This is a genomic window from Arthrobacter sp. 10L430 (assembly GCF_056395245.1).
In genome coordinates this window covers 88,508-109,555 of the sequence record NZ_JBFTJD010000009.1, presented here as the reverse complement: position 1 = coordinate 109,555, position 21,048 = coordinate 88,508, and the positions used below count along the sequence as shown (strand labels likewise).

Sequence of the window (21,048 nt, the reverse complement as noted above, 5' to 3'; positions counted from 1 at the left end):
CCAGCAGCGCCAAGAAACACTCGATGCCTGCTACGCCCGCAACCCAAACAGATACCGACACAAGCCCACCGCCCCGGGATCACCACTCACTGCCGGCATCAACAACAAAGAAACCACCCCGCTGTCACAAACAGCTTGATAAATACCGGAGCGGGGCCGTTCGTGCGGGGCAGGGCCGCCTGCGGGGGTGGCTAAAGAGTCCCGGTGGCGATGTTCAGCATGCGCCGCAGGGGCTCAGCCGCACCCCAGAGAAGCTGGTCGCCCACGGTGAAGGCGCTGATGTACTGCGGCCCCATCTCGAGCTTGCGGATGCGGCCCACGGGAATGTCCAGCGTGCCCGAGGCTGCCACCGGAGTGAGCTCAGCCATCGAGGCTTCCTTGCTGTTGGGCACAACCTTCGCCCACTCGTTGTCCTCGTCAAGCAGCTTCTCGATCTCGGCGACGGACAGGTCTTCGCGCAGCTTGAGCGTGAGCGCCTGCGAGTGGGAGCGCATGGCGCCGATCCGGATGCACAGTCCGTCCATAATGACGTGGTTCTCGTCGGAAGTACCGAGGATCTTGTTGGTCTCCACCCCGGCCTTCCACTCTTCCTTCGACTGGCCGTTGCCCAGGTCCGCGTCAATCCAGGGGATCAGGGACCCAGCCAGCGGCACCCCGAACTGTGTGGCGTCTACGCCGGTGCGCTGGTGGGCCAGCACCTTGCGGTCGATGTCCAGAATGGCCGACGCCGGGTCGTTAAGTTCCGTGCTGACCTCGGCATTGAGCGTGCCGAACTGGCTGAGCAGCTCGCGCATGTGCCGGGCGCCACCACCGGACGCCGCCTGGTAGGTCATGGACGTGCCCCACTCGACGAGGCCGTTCTTGAACAGTCCGCCAAGGCCCATAAGCATGCAGGACACGGTGCAGTTGCCGCCGATGAAGTCCTTGGTGCCGTTGACGAGGCCCTTGTCGATGACGTCGCGGTTGATGGGGTCCAGCACGATGATCGAGTCGTCGTTCATGCGCAGGGTGGACGCGGCGTCGATCCACAGGCCATCCCAGCCGCGGCTGCGCAGCTCGCCGTGGACCTGCTTGGTGTAGTCCCCGCCCTGGGCGGTGACGATAATCGGCAGCTTGGCCAGCGTCTCGACGTCGAACGCGTCCTCGAGCTTGCCTGCCCCTTCAGCGAAGGAGGGGGCGGCACCTCCCGCGTTCGAGGTGGAAAAAAACACCGGGTTGATGGTGGCGAAGTCGCCCTCATCCTGCATGCGCTGCATCAGGACGGAACCGACCATGCCACGCCAACCGACAAGTCCAACGGACGGAGTAGCTGCTGTAGTCATTCGTTCAGTTTAGACTTCGGAACCGGCACGGCGCAGTCGGTTACGTCACTCCCTGCCCGCGATCGGAATGGCGACGTTACGCAACCGGCCGGGCAAGATTGCGGGCCTTGCGAAGTTTCTCTGCCCGTCGCTCCTTGAAATAGCTGGCCCAAGCGAAAGTGAAGGGAAAGAGGCAGGCGGGAAAGACCCACCATATTTCGCCAAGAATGTGCCACGAACCCTGGATGGCGATCTGGACGACGCCGTAAATGAGGCCTCCCAGGCAGGCAGTGAGGAGGATGGCGAGGAAGAGCAGGCCGCCGGAGCTGTTCACGGGCTTGACCAAGCCGCCGCCGTCGTCTTTGCGAACACCGTATTCGGCTGGCGTGTAGCCCACCATCTCGCCATTCTCCGCCCTGCGGTAGATCAGCTGGCCGTCTGATGGGCTGGACGGCACGTAGCCCGGTTCCTGGGGTACTCCCTCACTTCGCCTAGCCACGGGCATCTTCAATCGCTGCCAGAAGCCCGGCGTCGTCCAGGCCCGGGGATTCGGCGACCTCGTCCTTGTCGAAGTCCGGGATGCCGGTAGTCCAGGTCTCACCTTCACGCCGGATCAGCAGGTGCCGTTCGGCGTCGAGCGTCTTGAAAACGAGGTAGGCGGAACCGCCGTCGTTCTGCTCGACATGCCGGCGGACGACACGAAGCGTCGCCTCTGCGGAGGTAATGGCGGGATCCTGGGCGAAAACGAACCAGGTCCCCAGCAGCCGGGGTTGAAGCATCAGCGCCACCCCGGGTGCCTCCAGCAGCACCACGTTGTCCATGGCATCGCCGGTCAGAAGCGAGATCTCGGTCCACGTGGTCGCCTTGCCGAGGGCGGTAGCCACAGCCGCCGCGACGCCGGTCACTCCCAGGTCACCGTCCTCATCCACGGTGGCCAGATCCCGCGCCATCAGCGAGGATGCCCCGGCCGTGGACAGCGTCACATCGTCCACCACCTCCTCGGCGCGGAAAACGCTGACGGAACGGTCCCTGGCCGGCCCCTCAAACACGTTGAGCAGGTAGGCAAACTCGCCCACGCCGAACCCGATGACGTCGATGCCGAGCCTGGGCTCCTGCTGGGTTTCGTCCTGAACACTCATATTCGTCTCCTAGTCGCCGATTCCGAAGAACTTGCCTACGGACTTGCCCGCGTCCACAACCGAATCCTTCGTGTCGCTGACGAACTTTCCGGGATCCTTCACCGCGTTGACGATCCCCTCGCCAACATTCTTGCCCACGCTGCTGATGGTGTCCCAATTCTCGTAGACGGCGATTCCGACGCTGGCGACCTGGCAGACGGTTCCTGCCGGAGGTGGCAAAAAGCAGCCGACGCCGAGGGCAGTCTTTCCGGCCCCCACAAGGCCTCCCTTGATGTCGCCGTCCGAAAAGCTCTTGACGGAGTCGTAGGCACTGAAGCCGACGCCCGCCCAGCCCAGCGTGCGCGCGACGCCGGACTTGCCGAGCCACTCGAGCTTGGTGCCCGCGCCGAGCCAGGGCTTTTCCGCGAACACCCCTTCGAACCTGCCCAGCGGGCCGACGTACTTGTTCAGGTTCTTCAGAGAAGCAATGTCGGTGGCCTTATCGATCAGGCCGATGCCGCGGTTGGCAGCCGAAGATCCCTTAAGCAGATCATCCAGGGCTGGATTGCCAAGCAGTCTGTGAGCGGCAAAGCCGGGGCCGCCGATCCGGTGGTTGCCTTGGAGGAAGGATTTGATGAACTCTGCGCGCTGATTCTTCAAAACCCAGCCGTACTGTCCGGCGTGCTTGGCCAGGGTGAGCGGGGCCTTGATGAACTTTTGGATGGTCATGCCCGCCTTCAGCATCCCAAATCCGCCGAGCAGCACCCCGCCAACGGAGAACCGGCCCCCACCGCCTGCCGGGCCACCCAGAGGGCCCGGACCGCCCAAGGTACCGGGGCCGCCGGCGTTGCTGGCCTTCTCCTGCTCGTTGGCGTTTTCGAGCAGTTTCTTGGATTCTTCCTTCAGTGCGCGGGCTGTCTTCTGGATGAGGGCCCGGTGGCTGCCGTTCCAGTCCGAGCGGAACTGCGTCGCGTCGTTGCCCTTCCACGAAGGGTTGTTGTTGATCTGGTTGGTCAGCTGCGAAGACTGCTGCAACAGGTTGTCGGACACCGTTCCGAACTGCTGTGCGAGCGTGCGCAGCTGCGCAACGTCCGAGCCCCACAAGTTGCCTGCCACTGTGGCATCATCCCCCAAAATCTGAACGTTCTGCGTCTGAATGGTTGCTGCCGAGTCCTGCCAACACTGTAATGGCGGTGTGCCGTCGCCGCGATGGGCAGCGCTCCCCATCGCCGGTCGCCGTCGGCGGCCCAGAGCCGACGGTGGTCCCGGAGCTACTGGGGGTCGGTCTCCTCGAGGAGGGCACTCTTGCGGGCGCGCAGGGCAAAGAAGGCGCCGAAGGCAAATACCTGGGTCACGACAACCAGGACGATGATGCCCGCGATCTTGTTGCCGCCAAGGATCATGGTCAGCCCAACGATCGCGGACAGCAGGGCGAGCAGCGGCAGCAGCATGTAGCCGAGCACGAACAGGGTTTCGGGTTTTCTGAGCATCTGCATTTGCCTAACCTTCCGTCCGGTTCCACTGAGTGAACCGGTAGCGGGTGCCGTTGGCCGCGGTCAGCCAGCCTTCGCTGGGTACTGAGTCTTCCGGAACCCACGCCGCGTTGAGTTCGGGGGCGTGCGTGTCGCCGTCGGCCTCCACATCAATGGTGGTGACTACGGCAATATTGGCGATCTCCGTGGACTGCTCGAAGATCTCGCCGCCGCCCACAATCCAGACCGCCTCGAAGCCGGGTGCAAACTGCGACTCGAGGAGGGCATCGTCAAGGGACTTGACGACGACGGCGCCCTCCGCCTCGGGCGTGCGGGCCCAGTCTTCCTGCCGGGTAATGACGATATTGGTCCGGTTGGGGAGGGGGCGGTACTTCTCCGGGAAGGACAGCCAGGTCTTGCGGCCCATAATGACGGGATGTCCGCTGGTCACCTTGGTGAAGTGCTTCAGGTCTTCGGGCAGGTGCCACGGCATATCGCCGGCGTTGCCGATCACACCGGCTGTAGTTTGTGCCCAAACCAGCCCGATCCCGGTCATGTTTGCCGCGATGTTCTCGCTGAAGGTCTGGGGATTTATGGTCTCTTCGGCACTCATACTGCGATCGGCGCCTTGATTGTGGGGTGGTGGCGGTAACCCACCACTTCAAAGTCGTCCAGCGTGTAATCGAAGATCGAGGCCGGCTTGCGCGTGATTTTCAGCTGCGGATACTCGTAGGGCTCCCGCTCCAGCTGTTTCAGGACTTGGTCCATGTGGTTTTCGTAGATGTGGACGTCGCCGCCGGTCCAGACGAATTCGCCGGGCTCCAGGCCGGTCTGCTGGGCCAGCATGCAGGTCAACAGCGCATAGGAGGCGATGTTGAACGGGACACCCAGGAACATGTCCGCCGACCGCTGGTACAGCTGGCACGACAGCTTGCCGTCGGCAACGTAGAACTGGAAGAACGCGTGGCAGGGCGGCAGCGCCATGTCCTTCAGCTCGGCCACGTTCCAGGCCGACACGATGTGCCGGCGGGAATCCGGGTTGACCTTCAGGTTTTCGACGAGCTCCGTGATCTGGTCGATGTGGCCGCCGTCGGGAGTGGGCCAGCTGCGCCACTGGACGCCGTAGACCGGGCCGAGTTCGCCGTCGGCGTCAGCCCATTCGTTCCAGATGGTCACGCCCTGGTCCTGCATCCACTTCACGTTGGTGTCGCCGCGCAGGAACCACAGCAGCTCAACGGCGACGGACTTGAAGTGCACGCGCTTTGTGGTGATGAGCGGGAAGCCCTCGCCCAGGTCAAAGCGGATTTGGCGTCCGAAGACGCTGCTGGTGCCGGTACCCGTGCGGTCGGATTTATGCGTGCCGTTGGCCATGACATCGCGCAGAAGGTCTTCATAGGGCGTTGGGATGTTCACGCGTCCAGTCTAGTGGGAACGGCTTGGGGTTGCGGGGAGACCCCCGGGGGGCACGGCCAGCAGCTTTCAGTCGTCGAACGGCTTGAACTGCTCCACGGCCACGATCTTGCTCTTGCTGCTGTGCGCCACGTGGCAGATGATCATTTCCCCCGGGGCGAGGTACGGGTCGGCCACCGGAAGCACGCCCTTCAGCCTGGTGTTCATGTAGACACCCAGCTGGCTCAGGACGGTAGGCAGTGCGGGCCGGTGGGTGCACAGCACTACGGCGCGCTGCTTGTCGAACAGCGACTCAATCGTGGCGGCCGTCTTCTTGGGATTGCGCGCGTGCCGGTGCTCTGTCAGCGCATCCACCAGCTTCACTTTTGCGTCCGTGGCCTTGGCGTACGGGGCGATCGTGGCGACGCAGCGCTGCCAGGGGCTGCTGACCACCCGAAGGGGCTTCCAGGCGTGGAGCAGCCTCCGCACGGCCTGGGCCTGGCGCACGCCGGTGGCTGCCAGCGGCCGCTCGCCTTCGGCCTTCGTCCACGACGACCTAGGCTTCGCCTTGGCATGGCGCACGATCACCAGGGGCCAGGTGTGCAGTTCCATCCGGGCATGGGCCGCCGCCAGGTACTCGAGCGGCCCGATGTCGGAGGGGTTGGACAGCAGTGAAGCAGCCTTCTCCGGGGTGCACCACATCACGCTGTCCACCTCCTTGCCGTCAGGACGCAGCGGAGCGCCATTCACTTCCACGGCCCAGTAGTGCACAACCTTAAGCCCGCTGGCCACGTGGTAGTGGATGGGCGGCAGCGGAATCCCCAGCGGTGCCTGGAGCCCGATCTCTTCCTCCACCTCGCGGACGGCGCACTCGGGGACCGTTTCGCCGGCGTCGAGCTTGCCTTTCGGCCAGGACCAGTCGTCGTACCGGGGCCGGTGGATCAGCAGGACTTCCAGCTGGTCCTTCCTGACGCGCCACGGCAAGGCGCCAGCCGCCGTGACGGCAACCGGCTCGCCCGGGTGATCGGTCTGGTCGGCTATCGGTGAATCGCTCTTCAAACCCGTTTCCTACCGCCGGGCAGTTGCGCGCTGGCGGGAGCGGGAAGCCAGGAGCCAGGACTGGACGTCGTCAAGTTCCCTGCCGTCCTCGTCAAGGTGATGGCGGTTCCAGATTCCCTGATTGTCGAGGTGCCAGCTTGCTGTTTCAGGGTCCATGTACCGGCGGAGCATGTCCAGGACGTACGTGGTGTCCTCGCCTCCGGACAGCTGGACCAGGGCCTCAACCCGGCGGTCCAGGTTGCGGTGCATCATGTCGGCCGATCCGATGTACACCACGGGGTCGCCGCCGTTGGCGAAGGCGAACACCCGTGAATGCTCCAGGAAGCGGCCCAGGACGGAACGGACTGTGATGTTCTCGCTGAGGCCCGGAACTCCCGGCCGGAGCGAGCAGATGCCGCGCACGATGACGTCTACCGGAACACCCGCCTGGGAAGCCCGGTAGAGGGAATCGATGATGGACTCGTCCACGATGGAGTTCACCTTGATCTGCACACGCGCCGGAATGCCGGCACGGGCGTTGCGGATTTCGGTCTCGATCCTGTCGATCAGTCCGGAGCGCACCGAGCGCGGTGCGACCAGGAGCCGCTTGAAAGTGGATTTCGGGGCGTAGCCGGAGAGCTGGTTGAAGAGCTTGGAGAGGTCCTCGCCCACCTGCTCGTTGGCGGTGAGAAGACCAAGGTCCTCGTAGTAACGGGCTGTGCGGGGGTGGTAGTTGCCTGTTCCGATGTGGCAGTAACGGCGCAGTCCGTCGACTTCCTGGCGCACCACGAGGGACAGCTTGCAGTGCGTCTTTAGCCCGACGATCCCGTACACCACATGGACTCCGGCCTGCTCAAGCTTGCGCGCCCAGGAGATGTTGGCCTGCTCGTCAAAACGGGCCTTGATTTCCACGAGCGCGAGTACCTGCTTGCCGGCCTCGGCAGCGTCGATGAGCGCGTCAACGATGGGGGAGTCGCCCGACGTGCGGTACAGGGTCTGCTTGATGGCCTGGACCTTCGGATCGGCGGCCGCCTGTTCGAGGAACGCCTGGACCGACGTGGAGAAGGAATCGTAGGGGTGGTGCAGCAGGATGTCCCGGCGGCGCATCGCGGCGAAGACGTTGGCGGCCTTGGACGTTTCGGATTCGTTCAGGTACCGGGACGTGTGGGGCACGTGCTTGGGATAGTGCAGGTCGGCGCGGTCAATGCCGGCAATGACCGAGAGCCCGCGGAGGTCCAGCGGGGCAGGAACCGAGTAGACCTCGGATTCCTCCACGCCCAGCTCCCGGATCAGGAGCGCGCGGATGTTGGGGTTGATGTCGTTGGTGACCTCGAGGCGGACAGGAGGGCCGAACCGGCGGCGCAGGAGTTCCTTCTCGAGCGCCTGCAGGAGGTTCTCGGCGTCGTCTTCCTCCACCTCCACGTCTTCGTTGCGTGTCACGCGGAAGGTGTGGTGTTCCAGGACTTCCATGCCGGCGAAGAGCCGGTCCAGGTGGACCGCAATGACTTCTTCGAGGGCGATGAACCGGGCAACCCGTCCCGGCACGGACCCTGCGCGCGGACCGTCGATGGAAATCAGGCGCGGCAGCTGGTCCGGCACCTTGACACGCGCAAAGAGCTCCTTGTCGCTGACGGGGTTCCGGACCACCACGGCCAGGTTCAGCGAGAGCCCGGAAATATAGGGGAAGGGGTGGGCCGGGTCCACAGCAAGCGGGGTGAGAATGGGGAAGACCTTTTCCGCGAACATGACGCTGAGGCGGTTCTTGGCCTCGTCGTCGAGTTCTTCCCAGTGCATGAGGTGGATTTGTTCATATGCCAGTGCGGGGCGGATCTGTTCGGCGTAGACCTGCGCGTGCCGCTGCTGGAGAGTGTGGGCCGCCTCGCCGATCTGCTCAAGGACCTGGACCGGGCTCAGTCCCGCGGGGGAGGGGACCGCCAGGCCGGTGGCGATCCGGCGCTTCAGGCCGGCCACGCGGACCATGAAGAACTCATCGAGGTTGGAAGCGAAGATCGACAGGAAGCTGACGCGCTCAAGGAGGTGGAGGTTGGGGTCTTCGGCGAGCTCAAGGACCCGGGCGTTGAAGGCCAGCCAGCTCAGCTCACGGTCCAGGAACCGGTCCGGGCTGATTTCGCCCTCGGGCTCCAGGATGGCGGCAAACTCCGGAATGTCGATCCGGTCCTGGGTGGCGCGGGACGCAGGCACCTCGGAGGAGCCGAAACGGGCGCGCACCGGGGCCGCCTTGATTTCGGTAGTCGCTGATCCGGCGGATTCCGGTTGCATGCTCTCTCCTTGATGCTGGCGGGATTTAGCTTCAACCTTACAAGCATTCGCCCGTGCGGGACCCGCAGATTTCAGCGGGACCGGACAGTGCGTCGAATGACTGGACTAACGTCCGTCCAGCGGCCCGTACATCACATCGACGTCCCACCGGGTGAAGCCCAGCCCGCGGTACAGCGAGACTGCCGGGGAGTTGTCCGCATCCGTGTACAACATGACCGCGTGCAGTCCCTGCTGCTGGAGGTGCCTGATGCCGGCGACTGTCAGGGCCTTGCCCAGGCCCATGCCCTGGGCGGCCGGCGTCACGCCCACGACGTACACCTCGCCGATGGCCGGATGGTCGCCATGCCGCGGATGGACCTTGGTCCAGTGGAAGCCAAGCAGCTGCCCGTCCCCGTCTTCGGCCAGCAGGAAGCCGGCGGGGTCGAACCACGGCTCCGCCATCCGGGCCTCAAGGTCCGCCCGTGTCATGGAGCCCTGTTCCGGGTGGTGCGCGAAGGCCTCGCGGTTGGCCGCCAGCCAGGCGTCCTCATCCCTGCCCGGCACAAAGGCGCGGAGCACCACGCCGTCCGGAAGACCGACGTCGGGCAGTTCAGCCGCGGCGGTCATGAGCCGCATCTTCCACAGTTCCCGGACGCGGCCGTAGCCGTAGCGGGCCGCCAGGTCCGCGGCAGCCTCGTGGTTGCCGTGGGACCAGGCCTTCAGCCCGCCGAATCCGCGTTCAGACTTCAGCGTGCCAACCAGCCGGTCAGCCACGCCCTGGTTCCGGTAGCTGGGGTGGACGGCGATCTCCAGGACTCCCGTGCCGTCCGCTTCTTCGACCACCACAGCGAAACCCGCCAGGTCCTGGGCGGTGGCAGGATCGGAGTCCTCGTCCGGGGAGTACAGCGCCAGCGTCAGCAGCGAGTGGGGCCCGGTGTCCGCGGCGCGCAGCGTCACCAGGGTCTGTTCCGAAATGGAGGGGTTGCCGTCCGATTCCTCGGCGGCTGACAGCAGGGGCTTGATGTCCCGCAGCAGCTGTGCGTCCACGCCGCCTCTGATGACGGTGACAGGCCAGATCTCCGGATGCGCAGGACTCATGCTGTAAGGCTATACGCAGCGGCCGCCGGGCTGCCCGATTTGTGGCCGGCCGGGGTGGCCCCGTATAGTCGTTATCTCATTCAGCTTCCTGAAGCAGAATGTGAGGGGGATCCACCACTGGGGTGGCCTCGATACGTTCGACCCGTATGTCCTCCACTAAAGCAAATAAGCAACGCAAACGGCCCGGACTCGAAAGAGTCCGGGCCGTTTGCGTTGCATGGTTTCTTGACGCCGGAGCCCGTCAGGCCTCGGTGAGCTCGTCCTCCTGCTGGCGCACCAGGGTGAGCCGGTACCCCACGTTGCGGACGGTGCTGATCAGGTTTTCGTGGTCGGCGCCCAGTTTGGCGCGCAGGCGCCTGACGTGCACGTCCACGGTCCGGGTGCCGCCGTAGTAGTCGTAGCCCCATACCTCGGTGAGCAGCTGCTGGCGGGTGAACACCCGGCCGGGGTGTTGCGCCAGGTACTTCAGGAGCTCGAATTCCTTGAAGGTCAGGTTTAGTGCCGCGCCGTTGACCCGCGCGGTATAGCTGGCTTCATCGATGACGACGCCGGCGGCCCGGATCTCGGAGGGCAGGTCTTCCTTCTCCGGGACGGCCCGCGCCACGGAGAGCCGGATCCTGGCTTCCACCTCGGCAGGGCCGGCGGAGTCAAGAACGATGTCATCGACTGCCCACGCCGAGGATACGGCGGCCATGCCGCCTTCTGTCAGGATCAGCACCAGCGGTGCGCTGAGGCCTGTTGCCTTCAGGAGCTGGGTCAGCGACCGGGCCCCCACGAGGTCCTTGCGCGCATCCAGCAGCACAATGTCGCAGGGATCCGTTTCGAGCAGGGCAGTGGGCTCTGCGGGCAGGATGTGCACCCGGTGGTTCAACAGCTCCAAGGCAGGCAGAATGTCCACCGATGATCCGGTGCTGTTGGTCAGTAACAGGATGTGCGACATTGTTCCTCCAAGGGGCCGTCCGCGCATCATTGGGCGACTGAACCGGGCTTTCACCGGCCGGTACTGTGCTGGCTGCAACGGGCGGAGCCTCCGGCGAGCCGGCGTCTCCGGTTCCCGCAGCGGGAAGCGTAGCTGAGCTTTGAGTATACCTAACGGCCCCCAGACAGGCACTGATCCTGGCCTGCAGCGTGCCTCATTTGCGACATATGGCAGTCACATAGGGCAGGATTGAAACCGTCAGGGCGTCAGCCCTGCCCTTCAACGGCACAGCCAGGATGAGGACGCAGCGAAGTTGAGTTCAGAGTCAGAGATGAGTACGCCATGGCCACGCCGGAAGTGAGCGCTGCGGCGCACACCGGGTCCGCCGTGAAGTCGTGGAGCATCGGAGTCATTGGCCTGGCCGGCCTGGCCACCATCATCGCCAGCGTCTACCGGACACCGGATGTCCTCCTCGCCGTCGGGGTCGTGGTTGCGCTGGCCGTGGGCGTCGGCTGGCCGCACTACCTGGGGATACCGGCCAAAAAGACCCTCGCGGCGGTGATCGGCCTGCCAGGTGCCGGCTCCGCGGTGGCGGCGGCCACCGTTTCCGCCCCGGGCTACCTCAACTGGACGCCGGGTTTCATCGCACTGGGGGTCACCTCCGTGTTCGTGGTCCAGCTGATTCGCGGAACGGGGCAGGCGCAGCGGCTCGAGTCGATCCTGGGCTGCTGCGTGGGCGTCATTCTGTCCTGCATGGGCGCAGGCTGGATCGCCGGAGCGAGGTTCAACGGGGTCAGGGAAATGCTGCTCGTCGCCGGCGTCAGCGCCGCCGTCGCGCTGCTGGCGGGCCTCCTCCGCTGGCCGGACAGGATCGTCGCGCCGCTGGGAATCGTTCTGGCCGGTCTCGCGGGCCCGCTGGCCGGACTGGTGTTCTCCGACATCGCTGTCCTGCCCGCCGCGGTGTTCGGGGTTGTGGTCGGTGCGGTGCTCGTCAGCTTCCGGCGGCTCGTGACACTGCGGGGGACGCCGCTGAACTTCCCGGCGGCCCTGGGCATGGGCCTGGCGCCCGTCACGGCGGTCGGATCCCTTGCCTACTTCATAGACAAACTACTCATCTTCTAACGCGTTAGGATGGCACCATGTCCGTACTTGCATATGAAATTTTCTTCCTTGTCCTGCTCGGCGTAGCGAGCCTGTCCATGGCCTGGTTTGCCGGTTTTGTGGTCTACCGCCTGTTCAAGGGCCAGAAGTAGAACCGCTTCCCCTGTTAGCAGCTTCCAGAGGTAACAACCGTGCCTATTGAGATTCCAACAGACCTGACACCCGAACTGGTTCCGCTGTCCTGGCTCATTGGTGAGTGGGAGGGCCATGGACGGCTTGGTTCCGGCGACGAAGGCTCTGAGCACTTTGTGCAACGCGTTTCGTTCACCCACAACGGCCTGCCGTACCTGCAGTACCGTGCGGAGAGCTGGCTGACCGATGAAGACGGCACCAAGCTCCGGCCCCTCACGGTCGAGACCGGATTTTGGGCCCTTGAGCGCAAACAACTGGACGCCGACGGCGGTCCCGGCCTTGTCCCTGCGGACATCGTGCCGGCGCTTAAGAGTGCCGACGAAGTCGAGGCACTGCGGAACAAGGACGGCGGATTCGACATTTCCGTCTCCATCGCTCATCCGGGCGGGATTTCCGAGCTGTACTACGGGCAGATCAAGGGCCCGCAGATCCAGTTGAGCACCGACATGGTGATGCGGGGCAGCCACTCCAAGGACTACAGCGCGGCCACGCGGATCTTCGGTCTTGTTGACGGGAACCTCCTGTGGCGCTGGGATGTCGCCACCGGCGGCGCTTCCCCGGCAGCCGGCACTTCGGAGCCGGGCAACGGACTGGAAGCCCACGCCTCGGCGTTCCTGAAAAAGGTTTCCTGACGGCTCCCCGGCCGGGCGCCTGACAGCCCGGCGATCCGCTCTGTTCCGCCGCCCGCTCCCGTGGGCTACGTTGGTCTGAGGTCCCGAGTTCCTCTGCCCGACGCAACCAAGGGAGCACCACATGGCTGAAGCTGAAGTCCCGACGATCTACAGCGACCTCAAGGCGGTTTTCTTCAACGGCACCCTCAAACGCTCGCCCCAAACGAGCAACACGGAGGGCCTGATCCGGATCAGCCGGCTGATCATGGAAAAGCTGGGGGTGTCGACGCGGCTCATCCGTACCGTGGACCACGACATTGCGAGCGGTGTATACCCGGATATGCGCGAGTATGGCTGGGAGACCGATGAATGGCCGGAGCTGTATCCGGCTGTCCAGGAGGCCGATATCGTGGTAGTCGCCGGGCCCATCTGGCTGGGGGACAACTCCTCCCAGACCAAGAAACTCATCGAGCGGCTCTATGCGCATTCGGGGCAGCTCAATGAAAAGGGCCAGTGGGCCTTCTACCCCAAGGTGGGCGGGTGCCTGATCACGGGCAACGAAGACGGCATCAAACACTGCTCCATGAACGTCCTTTACAGCCTCCAGCACATCGGGTTCACCATTCCTCCGCAGGCCGACGCCGGCTGGATCGGCCCCGTGGGCCCCGGGCCCAGCTACCTCGACGAAGGGTCCGGGGGGCCGGAGAGTGATTTTACTAACAGAAACACCACCTTCATGACGTGGAACCTCCTTCATCTGGCCAGGATGCTCAAGGATTCCGGCGGAATTCCCGCCTACGGCAACCTTCCGGAAGAATGGAAGGCCGGATCGAAGTACGGTTTCGAAAATCCGGAGTACCGCTGACGGCGGGTGCCGGACCCGCAGCCCGGTCCTGCAAGACCGGAATACCCGCCGAGCCAAGGACGTTCCCTTTCATATGACTATCAAGAGCCCTCTGTTGTCGCGCCCTGGAGCCGTCGAAGCGGGCGGTGCCGATTCCGGCGTCGCGTCCCACTACGGTGAGCCGCTGCGTGAGCAGCGCGCCCTCGCAACCGGCACCGCCGTCGTCGATCTTTCCCACCGCGGCGTGGTGACCGTTACCGGCCCCGACCGCCTGAGCTGGCTCAACACGCTTTCCTCCCAGCAGGTCACCAATCTCCAGCCCGGTGAATCAAGCGAGCTGCTGCTCCTGAGCGTCCAGGGGCGCATCGAATTCGATGCCCGGGTGGTGGACGACGGCGGCAGCACCTGGCTGATCGTCGAGGCAGCCGAAGCCGTCCCGCTGGCGGAGTGGCTGAACAAGATGAAGTTCATGCTGCGGGTCGAAATTGCGGACGTCTCGGACGACTGGGCCGTGCTGGGATCCACCCGGGCCGTGCCGGAGTGGTCCGCCCTGAAGGTGTGGCAGGACCCTTGGCCGCACGTCAGTGCCGGCGGATACGCCTATTCCGTGGTGGGCGAGGATGCCCATCCCGGCGCCGAGCGCCCGTGGTTCGAATACCTGGTTCCGGCGGCGGAGCTCGAGGCAACGCTGGGGGACCGGCCCCTGGCAGGGGTGTCGGCGGCCGAGGCCCTGCGGATCGCCGCCTGGCGCCCCCGGCTGGGCGCCGAAACCGACGACAAGACGATTCCGCACGAGCTGGATCTGCTCCGGACCGCCGTCCATCTGGCGAAGGGCTGCTACAAGGGCCAGGAGACCATTGCCCGCGTGCACAACCTGGGCCACCCGCCGCGCCGGCTCGTGTTCCTCCAGCTCGACGGCTCCCAGCACACCATGCCGGCGGCCGGAAGTCCCGTGCTGCTGGGGGAGCGCAAGGTGGGAACCGCCACGTCCGTGGCGCAGCACTACGAGATGGGCCCCATTGCGCTGGCGGTCATCAAGCGTTCGGTCGCTCCGGATGAAATACTGACTGTCATGGACGGTGAAGAGCCGTACACAGCCGCGCAGGAAGTGATCGTGGCTCCCGACGCCGGGCAGGTCATTGGCCGGCAGACCGGATTCCTGAGGGGGACCCACAAATGACAGACCCGACCGCCCCGGGGGCACCGGGGACCGCGCCGTCGCCGGAGCCGGATGAGGAGACGCTCGCGTTGGCGCACTCGCTCTTCGACGCCGCACGCAACGGGGAGACCGACACGCTCCGGTGCTACCTCAACGCCGGCGCTCCGGCCACCCTGACCAACGCCGCAGGGGATTCGCTGCTGATGCTCGCGGCTTACCACGGCCACGCCGAGACAGTTCAGCTGATCCTCTACCATGGCGGCGATGCCAACGGTGCCAACGACCGCGGGCAGACCCCGCTCGCCGGCGCCGTCTTCAAGGGCTACACCGATGTGGCCAGGGTCCTGCTTGACGCGGGAGCCGACCCCGATGCCGGAACCCCCTCGGCCCGTGCGGCCGCCGAGATGTTCGCCCGGAAAGACATTCAGGCGTTGCTGGCATAGGGCCGGCACCGACTCAAATACACCGCCGGCACACCCACCAGCCGTCTGCAACTGAAGGAATCTTTTTTGGAAAACGTAAGCAGGCCGTGGCCGGCCCTCTGGTCGCTCGTCATCGGGTTCTTCATGATCCTGATCGACACCACGATCGTCTCCGTGGCGAACCCGAGCATCATGGCCGGGCTGGACACGGACATCAATGCCGTCATCTGGGTCACGAGCGCCTACCTCTTGGCGTATGCGGTCCCGCTCCTGATCACCGGGAGGCTCGGTGACAGGTTCGGCCCCAAGCGGCTCTACCTGTCGGGCCTGGTCGTCTTCACCCTGGCCTCGCTCTGGTGCGGGCTCTCCGGCAACGTCCAGATGCTGATCGCGGCGCGCGTTCTCCAGGGCCTGGGCGCAGCGCTGATGACGCCGCAGACCATGGCCGTGATCACGCGCATTTTCCCGCCGGACCGGCGCGGCGCGGCCATGGGGCTGTGGGGCGCCACTGCCGGCGTGGCCACGCTGGTGGGCCCGATCCTCGGCGGCGTGCTGGTGGACTGGCTTGGCTGGGAGTGGATCTTCTTCATCAATGTCCCCATCGGGATCGTTGGCTTCATCCTCGCCTGGCGCCTGGTGCCGTCGCTCACCACCCACCCGCACAAGTTCGACATCCCCGGCGTGGTGCTGAGCGCCGTCGGGCTTTTCCTCCTCGTCTTCGGTCTTCAGGAAGGCGAGACCTACGACTGGGGCACCATCACCGGTCCCGTAACGGTGTGGGGCCTGATCATCAGCGGCATCGTGGTGCTGGTGCTGTTCGTCGTCTGGCAGGCCGTTAATAAGGGCGAGCCGCTGCTGCCGCTGGGTCTCTTCAAAGACCGCAATTTCTCGCTTGCCAACATCGGGATCACCACAGTGGGCTTCACCGTCACCGCCTTCGGCCTGCCGCTGATCTTCTACTACCAGATGGTGCGCGGCATGACGCCGACGCAGTCCGCCCTCATGATGGTTCCGATGGCGCTGATTTCCGGCGGGCTGGCCCCCGTGGTGGGCAGGATCATCGACCGCGTAAACCCGAAATACATCACCTCCGCCGGGCTGGTGCTCATGGCCGTGGCCCTGTTCTGGAACTCGGCGCTGATGCATCCCGACACCCCGGTGTGGCTGTTCCTGCTGCCGAGCGCCGTGCTCGGCTTCGCGAACGCCGGCATCTGGGCTCCGCTGAGTTCAACGGCCACCCGCAACCTGCCGCCGCGGCAGGCGGGCGCCGGCGCCGGCGTGTACAACACCACGCGTCAGATCGGCGCCGTCCTCGGCAGCGCCGCCATTGCCGTGCTGATGCAGGCCAGGCTTGCGGCGGAACTTCCTGCCGCCGGCGCGCCCGGCGGGTCCGGCGGCGAGTCGGCGAGCTTCGGCGGCAAGTTGCCGGAAGCCCTCCATGAGGGATTTTCGACGGCGATGGGCCAGTCCATCATGCTGCCCGCGGCCGTGATCGTGCTCGGCGCAGCGGTGGCTCTCTTCTTCGCCCGGCCGAAGCCGGTGCAGGGCTGGGCGGGTCAGCAGGCCGCGACGCCTGAGAGCGCGGACGCGAAGACGCTGTAAGCCTGCCGTGCCGCCGGGGCCCTTTGTGCCCGCCGGGACCTTTTGGTCCGGCGGTGCCGTTGTGCCCGGTGGCGCGGCTTGTGCGGGCGTGTGTAGTGCGGGCGTGCTCAGCCCAGCAGCACGCTGGTCTGGATGCCGCCGGTGGAGAAGCCCAGGCTGCGTGCTGTGGCCAGGGAGCCCTTGTTGCTGACGTCCGAGCGCCACTGCAGCGTCAGCCCGGAGGCGAGGGCCTCGTGCGCGGCGATCGAAGCCGCCAGCGACCCCAGGCCTCGGCGCCGCCATTCGGGAGCCACGAGAACGCCCATGTGGGCCAGGATTCCTTCCCATTCCGAGTACGCACCGCAGGCCACAGGCACCTTGCGGCCGTCCTCGTCGTGGATGATGGTGTAGCGGTTTTCCAGGTCCGAGAGCCCTACCTCGTTGACGTCGTCCGGGGGGCAGAGGCCCTCCAGCTCGATCGCCTCCGGGTTGCCGTGTGAGACGGTCAGTTCCTCGGAGGGCTGCAGCAGCGGCAGGTCATCGGCGAAGAACAGCGCTGCGGAGCCCTGTCCGTGCCCGCCGTGGTGGCGCGTGATGGTCAGCAGGGTGACGTGCTGTGCCATTTCCTCATCGGAGATTCCGACGGCGGCATCCAGCGCCCACTGCGGCCCCACCAGCACGGAGCTGCCGAAAAGTCGGACGAACTCCACCGACCGGGCAGAATCCTCAACCCTTGTGATGCGTTCGCCGGTTTCAAGGGCCGTGGCAAAAGCGCCGTCGTCGAGCCCCAAACGGCGCGCCCAGGCCAGCTGGATGATGGCGGCGGAGTGGGGCTCAAGACTCATGCCTCCAGCCTACCGACCCCGGCCCGCCCCCAAGCCCGGCGCGAACGGACAGTTAAGCCCCCGCCGAAAAGCGCGAACGGACAGAGGAGGCCCTGAATCGCCAAGGATCCAGGGCCTCAAGTGTTCGTTCGCGCCCGGCTTCGGCAGCGTGAGGGCCGGGCGTCGGGGCGGTTAGCCGAAGAGGACCGCGGCTTCGTCGTAGCGGTGCTGGGGGACGGTCTTGAGCTTGCCGAGGGCCGCTTCGAAGCCCACGTGGTCAATGTCCGTGCCGTTCAGCGAGACCATGGTGCCCCAGCGGCCTTCGACCACCGAGTCGATGGCGGCCATACCCAGGCGGGTGGCCAGCACACGGTCGAAGGCCGAGGGCACGCCGCCGCGCTGGATGTGGCCGAGGATGGTGGCGCGGGTCTCGATGCCGGTCCGGGCTTCGATCTCGGGCGCGAGCTGGTCGGCGATGCCGCCGAGCCGGGGCCGGCCGAAGGTGTCCAGGCCGCGTTCGGAGTGCGGGGATTCCATGTGGCCCGGAACGAAGCCTTCGGCGACGACCACGAGCGGTGCGCGGCCGCGGTCGTGGGCCTCGTTCACCCATTCGACGATCTGCTCGATGCTGACCTTTTGTTCCGGAATGAGGATGGCGTGTGCACCGGCGGCCATGCCGGCGTGAAGTGCGATCCAGCCGACATGGCGGCCCATGACTTCGGCGATCATGCAGCGGTGGTGCGACTCGCCGGTGGTGCGCAGTCGGTCGATGGCCTCGGTGGCGATCTGGACGGCGGTGTCGAAGCCGAAGGTGTAGTCCGTGGCGTCGAGGTCGTTGTCCACCGTCTTGGGGACGCCGACGATTTTGAGTCCGGCGTCCGTGAGGCGCTTGGCGGCCGCGAGAGTGCCTTCGCCGCCGATGGCGATGATGGCGTCAATGCCGAGCCGGTCCATGTGGGCTTTGATGACGTCCGGACCGCCGCCGTTCTCGAACGGGTTGGTGCGGGACGTGCCCAGGATGGTGCCGCCCTGCTTGGCAATGCCTCGGACCAGTGTGCGGGGAATGGGAATGATGTCTCCCTCGACCACTCCGCGCCAGCCATCCAGGAACCCCACGAATTCGTGGCCGTGGATGGCAATGCCCTTCAGGACAGCGCCGCGGATCACGGCATTCAGTCCGGGGCAGTCTCCGCCGCTGGTGAGGATTCCAATTTTCATTATCTAGGCTCAAATCCTGGTTCGAAGGGTATACAGGCAGAGCGCCACGCTGAGCTCACAAGAGAGTCTAGTGGCCAGTGTGGGGAAGGACACAAACGGTTACATGGGGCCCCGGTCCGGCACCGTGCCGGCGTGGGAAAGGCGGCAACCGGCCGGCCCGAATGAGCGTCTTGCGCAGGTGTGCCCCTGCTCCGGAGAGCAGGGGCACATGAACCCGTTAGTGCTGCTGGCGGTTATCCGCCGCCCGGTCAGTAGCGGTTGCCGCGCTTCGCGAGGAAGGACTCAAGGGCAATGCCGTTGTTCTGGTCCGGAAGGACCAGCCACGCGGCGAGGTAGAAGACTACGGCCGGCCCCGGCAGGAGGCAGAAGAGGAGGAAACCGATCCGGACGAACGCGACATCCACGTTCAGCTTTTCGGCAATCCCACCGCAGACTCCGCCGAGCCAGCGCTGCGGACCACGCTTCAGGCCGAGGCCCCTGACAATGCTGTAGAACTTTTCCATGGTTCAAGACTTCCCGGTTGTGGGGCTGTTGTCACGTCGGCGGGCCGAGAGCAGTCCGCCGATCACCAATGCGGCGCCGGCGCCGATCATGAGGCCGATCAGTACGTAAGTCCCGTTCAGGGCCACGATCCCCAGTTGGGAGATGATGATGAGGACGGCCAGTGCGAGGACCACGAGACCCCAGACGATGGTACCGACGCGGGACGATGCAGGAGCAGGCTCGCCATTGTCCGTTACGGGCCGCCGCGGAAAACCGGAGGCTTCCGGCGCCCGGGACGTTTCAGGCCCCGGGGAGATTTCCGGCCGCCGCGGCGTTTCCGGTGATGGGTCAAAGTTGCTCATGTCAGTTTCCTTCCTGGATGGTGACGTTGCTGACGGTTCCGTCGATCTGCAGGATCAGCCGGGCGCCGGGCTTGTCCGTGTTGTAGCTGCTCTGGCGGGACGTGATGCCGCTGCGGCTGGCGGAGCCCTCGTTCAGGTTGCCCAGCGTCATGTCAGCCCTGACGTCCACCGGCACGGTGCTGGGGATGACGACCGTGACGTTGCTGGCAGTCACATCCATGGGGATGAGGACGTCGGCGGGCAGCGGTGCGGTCAGGCTCAGCCCGGTCAGGTCAACAGTTCCCTTGCCCCCGGTGATCTGGAAGCCCTCGCGGGCCTGTTGGATGCTGGTGGGGTTCCAGTCCGCGTCCTGGAAGCGGAAGCGGTCACCGTTCGGCACCGCGTTGAAGATGCCGCCAATGATCAGTGCGACCACCGCGAAGAAGCCGAGGATGCCCGAGGTCCTGCCGCGGAGGCCCGCCAGCAGGATGCCTAGGCCCAGGACGGCGGCGCCGCTTGCCCAGACCACAGCGTTGGCGGAATTGCCCAGCTCAATCACGTTGCCGGCATCGAGCGCCTTGAGGGTGCCGCCCACCAGCAGGGCCAGGCCCGCGGTGATGGCGACCGCAGGGGCGCCGGGTCCGCCCGGCTTCGATTTCGGTGCCGGAACGGGGGCAGGCACCGGAGCCGCTCCGCGGGGCGGAACGCTGCCGTAGCCGCCGCCGTACGGGGCGGGAATGCGCGCCGGCCCGGCCCCGCCGTACGGCGGGTTGGGTGAGTACGGCAGGTTGGGGTCCGACGTCGGACCGGTCCCGTACGGCGTTGGGTCCGCCGGCGTGCCGGCTGCGAAGGTGGCCGTGGCGCCAGATGCCGGGCCGCCGGTCGGGGCGGCGTATCTGTAAGCGGGCTGGCTGCCCGCCGGAGTGGTGTTCATGGCTGTTCCGATGCGATTTTTGTTGCGCTGGGTGAGGAAGTAAACAAGGTAGATGAGGCCGCCAATCCAGAACAGTGTCCAGAAGAAGCCGAAGCCGTCGTGCCCCCAGCCCCAGAAGCCGCCGCCCATTCCCGTGAGGCCGAGGACGGTGGTGATCAGCGCGCCTGTCATGCCGCTGGTCCAGCGGCCGGCACCGGCCTCCTGGGTATGGATCCGTCCGTCCGGCTCCGGGAGGAGTGCCCAGCCGACGCCGTAGAGCAAGACGCCGATGCCGGCGAACAGGGTGAGGACGATGAAGATGCCGCGGACGATAAGCGGATCGATGCCCATCCGCTCGGCGATGCCGCTCGAAACGCCGCCGATCCAGCGGTCGCGTCCGCGATGGATGCCGTGGCTGCGGATCCAGTCGAAGAAGTTCTGTTGCTGCGGCGGCCGGCCGTAGCCGGTTCCGAAGGCAGGGGCGCCTGGCGCGCCGTGGCCGCCCGGCAGATCATGGGAGTTGTGGAGCGGCGGAGGGAGCAGCGGCTCGGTCTGTGGCTCGGGAGTGGCCGCGGTCGGCGGCTCCTCCGGACGGTCTGCCTGGGGCTCGGGCTGCTGTTCTTCCCGCGAGCTGGGCTGGTCGTCGGACGTGTTGGCGGGCTGTTGCCCTTCAGAGGGATTGGGGTTCTGCGAGTTCATACTTCGATACTGCCGTCCGGAGGGTCTCCGGCTCTATTGGGGAGTACCCTGAGTGGCCCCTGACTT

Annotated in this window: 22 protein-coding genes; 6 read left to right on the top strand and 16 right to left on the bottom strand. The window is 65.8% G+C overall.

Features of this window, described 5'->3' with window-relative positions; genetic code table 11:
* Positions 1-191: 191 nt before the first annotated feature.
* From asd to AC1DDG_RS11015, 11 genes are all read right to left on the bottom strand, one after another.
* A complete protein-coding gene (asd, locus tag AC1DDG_RS11065; protein ID WP_230117527.1) occupies positions 192-1,322 on the bottom strand; it encodes an aspartate-semialdehyde dehydrogenase in 1,131 nt (376 codons plus the stop codon).
* Between the two features lie 76 nt (positions 1,323-1,398).
* Entirely contained in the window at positions 1,399-1,758 is a 360-nt protein-coding gene (locus AC1DDG_RS11060) for a hypothetical protein (protein WP_476876097.1), read from the bottom strand.
* Positions 1,759-1,792: 34 nt separating this feature from the next.
* On the bottom strand, positions 1,793-2,440 hold the full coding sequence (locus AC1DDG_RS11055) for a hypothetical protein (protein WP_476876096.1): 648 nt from the start codon (positions 2,438-2,440) through the stop codon (positions 1,793-1,795).
* 9 nt (positions 2,441-2,449) lie between these two features.
* On the bottom strand, positions 2,450-3,535 hold the full coding sequence (locus AC1DDG_RS11050; RefSeq protein WP_476876095.1) for a WXG100 family type VII secretion target: 1,086 nt from the start codon (positions 3,533-3,535) through the stop codon (positions 2,450-2,452).
* Positions 3,536-3,690: 155 nt separating this feature from the next.
* Entirely contained in the window at positions 3,691-3,909 is a 219-nt protein-coding gene (locus AC1DDG_RS11045; protein WP_476876100.1) for an NF038396 family protein, read from the bottom strand.
* Between the two features lie 10 nt (positions 3,910-3,919).
* Complete coding sequence (locus AC1DDG_RS11040) at positions 3,920-4,504, bottom strand: dihydrofolate reductase (RefSeq protein ID WP_476876094.1); 585 nt, start codon at positions 4,502-4,504, stop codon at positions 3,920-3,922.
* Positions 4,501-5,304 (bottom strand): thymidylate synthase, encoded by an 804-nt coding sequence (locus AC1DDG_RS11035; protein WP_476876093.1) that lies wholly within the window; start codon positions 5,302-5,304, stop codon positions 4,501-4,503. The genes AC1DDG_RS11040 and AC1DDG_RS11035 overlap by 4 nt, the downstream gene beginning before the upstream one ends.
* Positions 5,305-5,370: 66 nt before the next feature.
* A complete protein-coding gene (locus AC1DDG_RS11030) occupies positions 5,371-6,339 on the bottom strand; it encodes an NUDIX hydrolase (protein WP_476876092.1) in 969 nt (322 codons plus the stop codon).
* 9 nt (positions 6,340-6,348) lie between these two features.
* Complete coding sequence (locus AC1DDG_RS11025) at positions 6,349-8,598, bottom strand: RNA degradosome polyphosphate kinase (protein ID WP_476876091.1); 2,250 nt, start codon at positions 8,596-8,598, stop codon at positions 6,349-6,351.
* 105 nt (positions 8,599-8,703) lie between these two features.
* Positions 8,704-9,675 carry a mycothiol synthase gene (gene mshD, locus AC1DDG_RS11020; RefSeq protein ID WP_476876090.1) on the bottom strand — a complete coding sequence of 324 codons (972 nt, stop codon included), beginning with the start codon at positions 9,673-9,675 and terminating at the stop codon, positions 8,704-8,706.
* A 241-nt stretch (positions 9,676-9,916) separates the two neighbouring features.
* Positions 9,917-10,615, bottom strand: coding sequence for a winged helix-turn-helix transcriptional regulator (locus AC1DDG_RS11015; protein ID WP_230117535.1), 699 nt, complete (start codon positions 10,613-10,615; stop codon positions 9,917-9,919).
* A 321-nt stretch (positions 10,616-10,936) separates the two neighbouring features.
* Between AC1DDG_RS11015 and AC1DDG_RS11010 the strand changes: the two genes are divergently transcribed.
* The 6 genes from AC1DDG_RS11010 to AC1DDG_RS10985 all read left to right on the top strand — a co-directional run bounded on the left by AC1DDG_RS11010 (position 10,937) and on the right by AC1DDG_RS10985 (position 16,525).
* The gene (locus AC1DDG_RS11010; RefSeq protein ID WP_476876089.1) at positions 10,937-11,716 is read left to right on the top strand and encodes a permease; all 780 of its coding nucleotides are present in this window, start codon (positions 10,937-10,939) and stop codon (positions 11,714-11,716) included.
* A 170-nt stretch (positions 11,717-11,886) separates the two neighbouring features.
* Positions 11,887-12,519, top strand: a complete 633-nt coding sequence (locus AC1DDG_RS11005) for a nitrobindin family protein (protein WP_230117536.1) — start codon at positions 11,887-11,889, stop codon at positions 12,517-12,519.
* Between the two features lie 121 nt (positions 12,520-12,640).
* The gene (locus tag AC1DDG_RS11000) at positions 12,641-13,363 is read left to right on the top strand and encodes a flavodoxin family protein (protein ID WP_476876088.1); all 723 of its coding nucleotides are present in this window, start codon (positions 12,641-12,643) and stop codon (positions 13,361-13,363) included.
* A 73-nt stretch (positions 13,364-13,436) separates the two neighbouring features.
* Complete coding sequence (gene ygfZ, locus AC1DDG_RS10995) at positions 13,437-14,522, top strand: CAF17-like 4Fe-4S cluster assembly/insertion protein YgfZ (protein ID WP_476876087.1); 1,086 nt, start codon at positions 13,437-13,439, stop codon at positions 14,520-14,522.
* Positions 14,519-14,944: an ankyrin repeat domain-containing protein gene (locus AC1DDG_RS10990; RefSeq protein ID WP_476876086.1), complete on the top strand. Its 426-nt coding sequence runs from the start codon at positions 14,519-14,521 to the stop codon at positions 14,942-14,944. Before ygfZ ends, AC1DDG_RS10990 begins: the two co-directional genes overlap by 4 nt.
* A 66-nt stretch (positions 14,945-15,010) precedes the next feature.
* A complete protein-coding gene (locus tag AC1DDG_RS10985; RefSeq protein WP_230117540.1) occupies positions 15,011-16,525 on the top strand; it encodes a DHA2 family efflux MFS transporter permease subunit in 1,515 nt (504 codons plus the stop codon).
* A 107-nt stretch (positions 16,526-16,632) separates the two neighbouring features.
* Here AC1DDG_RS10985 and AC1DDG_RS10980 read toward each other — a convergent pair whose 3' ends face one another.
* From AC1DDG_RS10980 to AC1DDG_RS10960, 5 genes are all read right to left on the bottom strand, one after another.
* Positions 16,633-17,349, bottom strand: coding sequence for a GNAT family N-acetyltransferase (locus tag AC1DDG_RS10980; protein WP_230117541.1), 717 nt, complete (start codon positions 17,347-17,349; stop codon positions 16,633-16,635).
* 171 nt (positions 17,350-17,520) lie between these two features.
* Positions 17,521-18,546, bottom strand: a complete 1,026-nt coding sequence (locus AC1DDG_RS10975; protein ID WP_476876085.1) for an ATP-dependent 6-phosphofructokinase — start codon at positions 18,544-18,546, stop codon at positions 17,521-17,523.
* 248 nt (positions 18,547-18,794) lie between these two features.
* Positions 18,795-19,049: a PspC domain-containing protein gene (locus AC1DDG_RS10970; RefSeq protein WP_230118087.1), complete on the bottom strand. Its 255-nt coding sequence runs from the start codon at positions 19,047-19,049 to the stop codon at positions 18,795-18,797.
* Between the two features lie 3 nt (positions 19,050-19,052).
* Positions 19,053-19,391: a hypothetical protein gene (locus AC1DDG_RS10965; RefSeq protein ID WP_476876084.1), complete on the bottom strand. Its 339-nt coding sequence runs from the start codon at positions 19,389-19,391 to the stop codon at positions 19,053-19,055.
* 1 nt (position 19,392) lies between these two features.
* Complete coding sequence (locus AC1DDG_RS10960; RefSeq protein WP_476876083.1) at positions 19,393-20,982, bottom strand: PspC domain-containing protein; 1,590 nt, start codon at positions 20,980-20,982, stop codon at positions 19,393-19,395.
* Between the last annotated feature and the right edge of the window lie 66 nt (positions 20,983-21,048).

Bases quoted from the DNA above. Each gene is read 5' to 3' on its own strand.
- AC1DDG_RS10980 (WP_230117541.1), bottom strand. From the start codon at position 17,349: ATGAGTCTTGAGCCCCACTCCGCCGCCATCATCCAGCTGGCCTGGGCG.
- asd (WP_230117527.1), bottom strand. From the start codon at position 1,322: ATGACTACAGCAGCTACTCCGTCCGTTGGACTTGTCGGTTGGCGTGGC.
- AC1DDG_RS10970 (WP_230118087.1), bottom strand. From the start codon at position 19,049: ATGGAAAAGTTCTACAGCATTGTCAGGGGCCTCGGCCTGAAGCGTGGT.
- AC1DDG_RS11000 (WP_476876088.1), top strand. From the start codon at position 12,641: ATGGCTGAAGCTGAAGTCCCGACGATCTACAGCGACCTCAAGGCGGTT.
- AC1DDG_RS10990 (WP_476876086.1), top strand. From the start codon at position 14,519: ATGACAGACCCGACCGCCCCGGGGGCACCGGGGACCGCGCCGTCGCCG.
- AC1DDG_RS10965 (WP_476876084.1), bottom strand. From the start codon at position 19,391: ATGAGCAACTTTGACCCATCACCGGAAACGCCGCGGCGGCCGGAAATC.
- AC1DDG_RS11045 (WP_476876100.1), bottom strand. From the start codon at position 3,909: ATGCTCAGAAAACCCGAAACCCTGTTCGTGCTCGGCTACATGCTGCTG.
- AC1DDG_RS11055 (WP_476876096.1), bottom strand. From the start codon at position 2,440: ATGAGTGTTCAGGACGAAACCCAGCAGGAGCCCAGGCTCGGCATCGAC.
- AC1DDG_RS10960 (WP_476876083.1), bottom strand. From the start codon at position 20,982: ATGAACTCGCAGAACCCCAATCCCTCTGAAGGGCAACAGCCCGCCAAC.
- ygfZ (WP_476876087.1), top strand. From the start codon at position 13,437: ATGACTATCAAGAGCCCTCTGTTGTCGCGCCCTGGAGCCGTCGAAGCG.
- AC1DDG_RS11040 (WP_476876094.1), bottom strand. From the start codon at position 4,504: ATGAGTGCCGAAGAGACCATAAATCCCCAGACCTTCAGCGAGAACATC.
- mshD (WP_476876090.1), bottom strand. From the start codon at position 9,675: ATGAGTCCTGCGCATCCGGAGATCTGGCCTGTCACCGTCATCAGAGGC.
- AC1DDG_RS11015 (WP_230117535.1), bottom strand. From the start codon at position 10,615: ATGTCGCACATCCTGTTACTGACCAACAGCACCGGATCATCGGTGGAC.
- AC1DDG_RS10975 (WP_476876085.1), bottom strand. From the start codon at position 18,546: ATGAAAATTGGAATCCTCACCAGCGGCGGAGACTGCCCCGGACTGAAT.
- AC1DDG_RS11010 (WP_476876089.1), top strand. From the start codon at position 10,937: ATGGCCACGCCGGAAGTGAGCGCTGCGGCGCACACCGGGTCCGCCGTG.
- AC1DDG_RS11025 (WP_476876091.1), bottom strand. From the start codon at position 8,598: ATGCAACCGGAATCCGCCGGATCAGCGACTACCGAAATCAAGGCGGCC.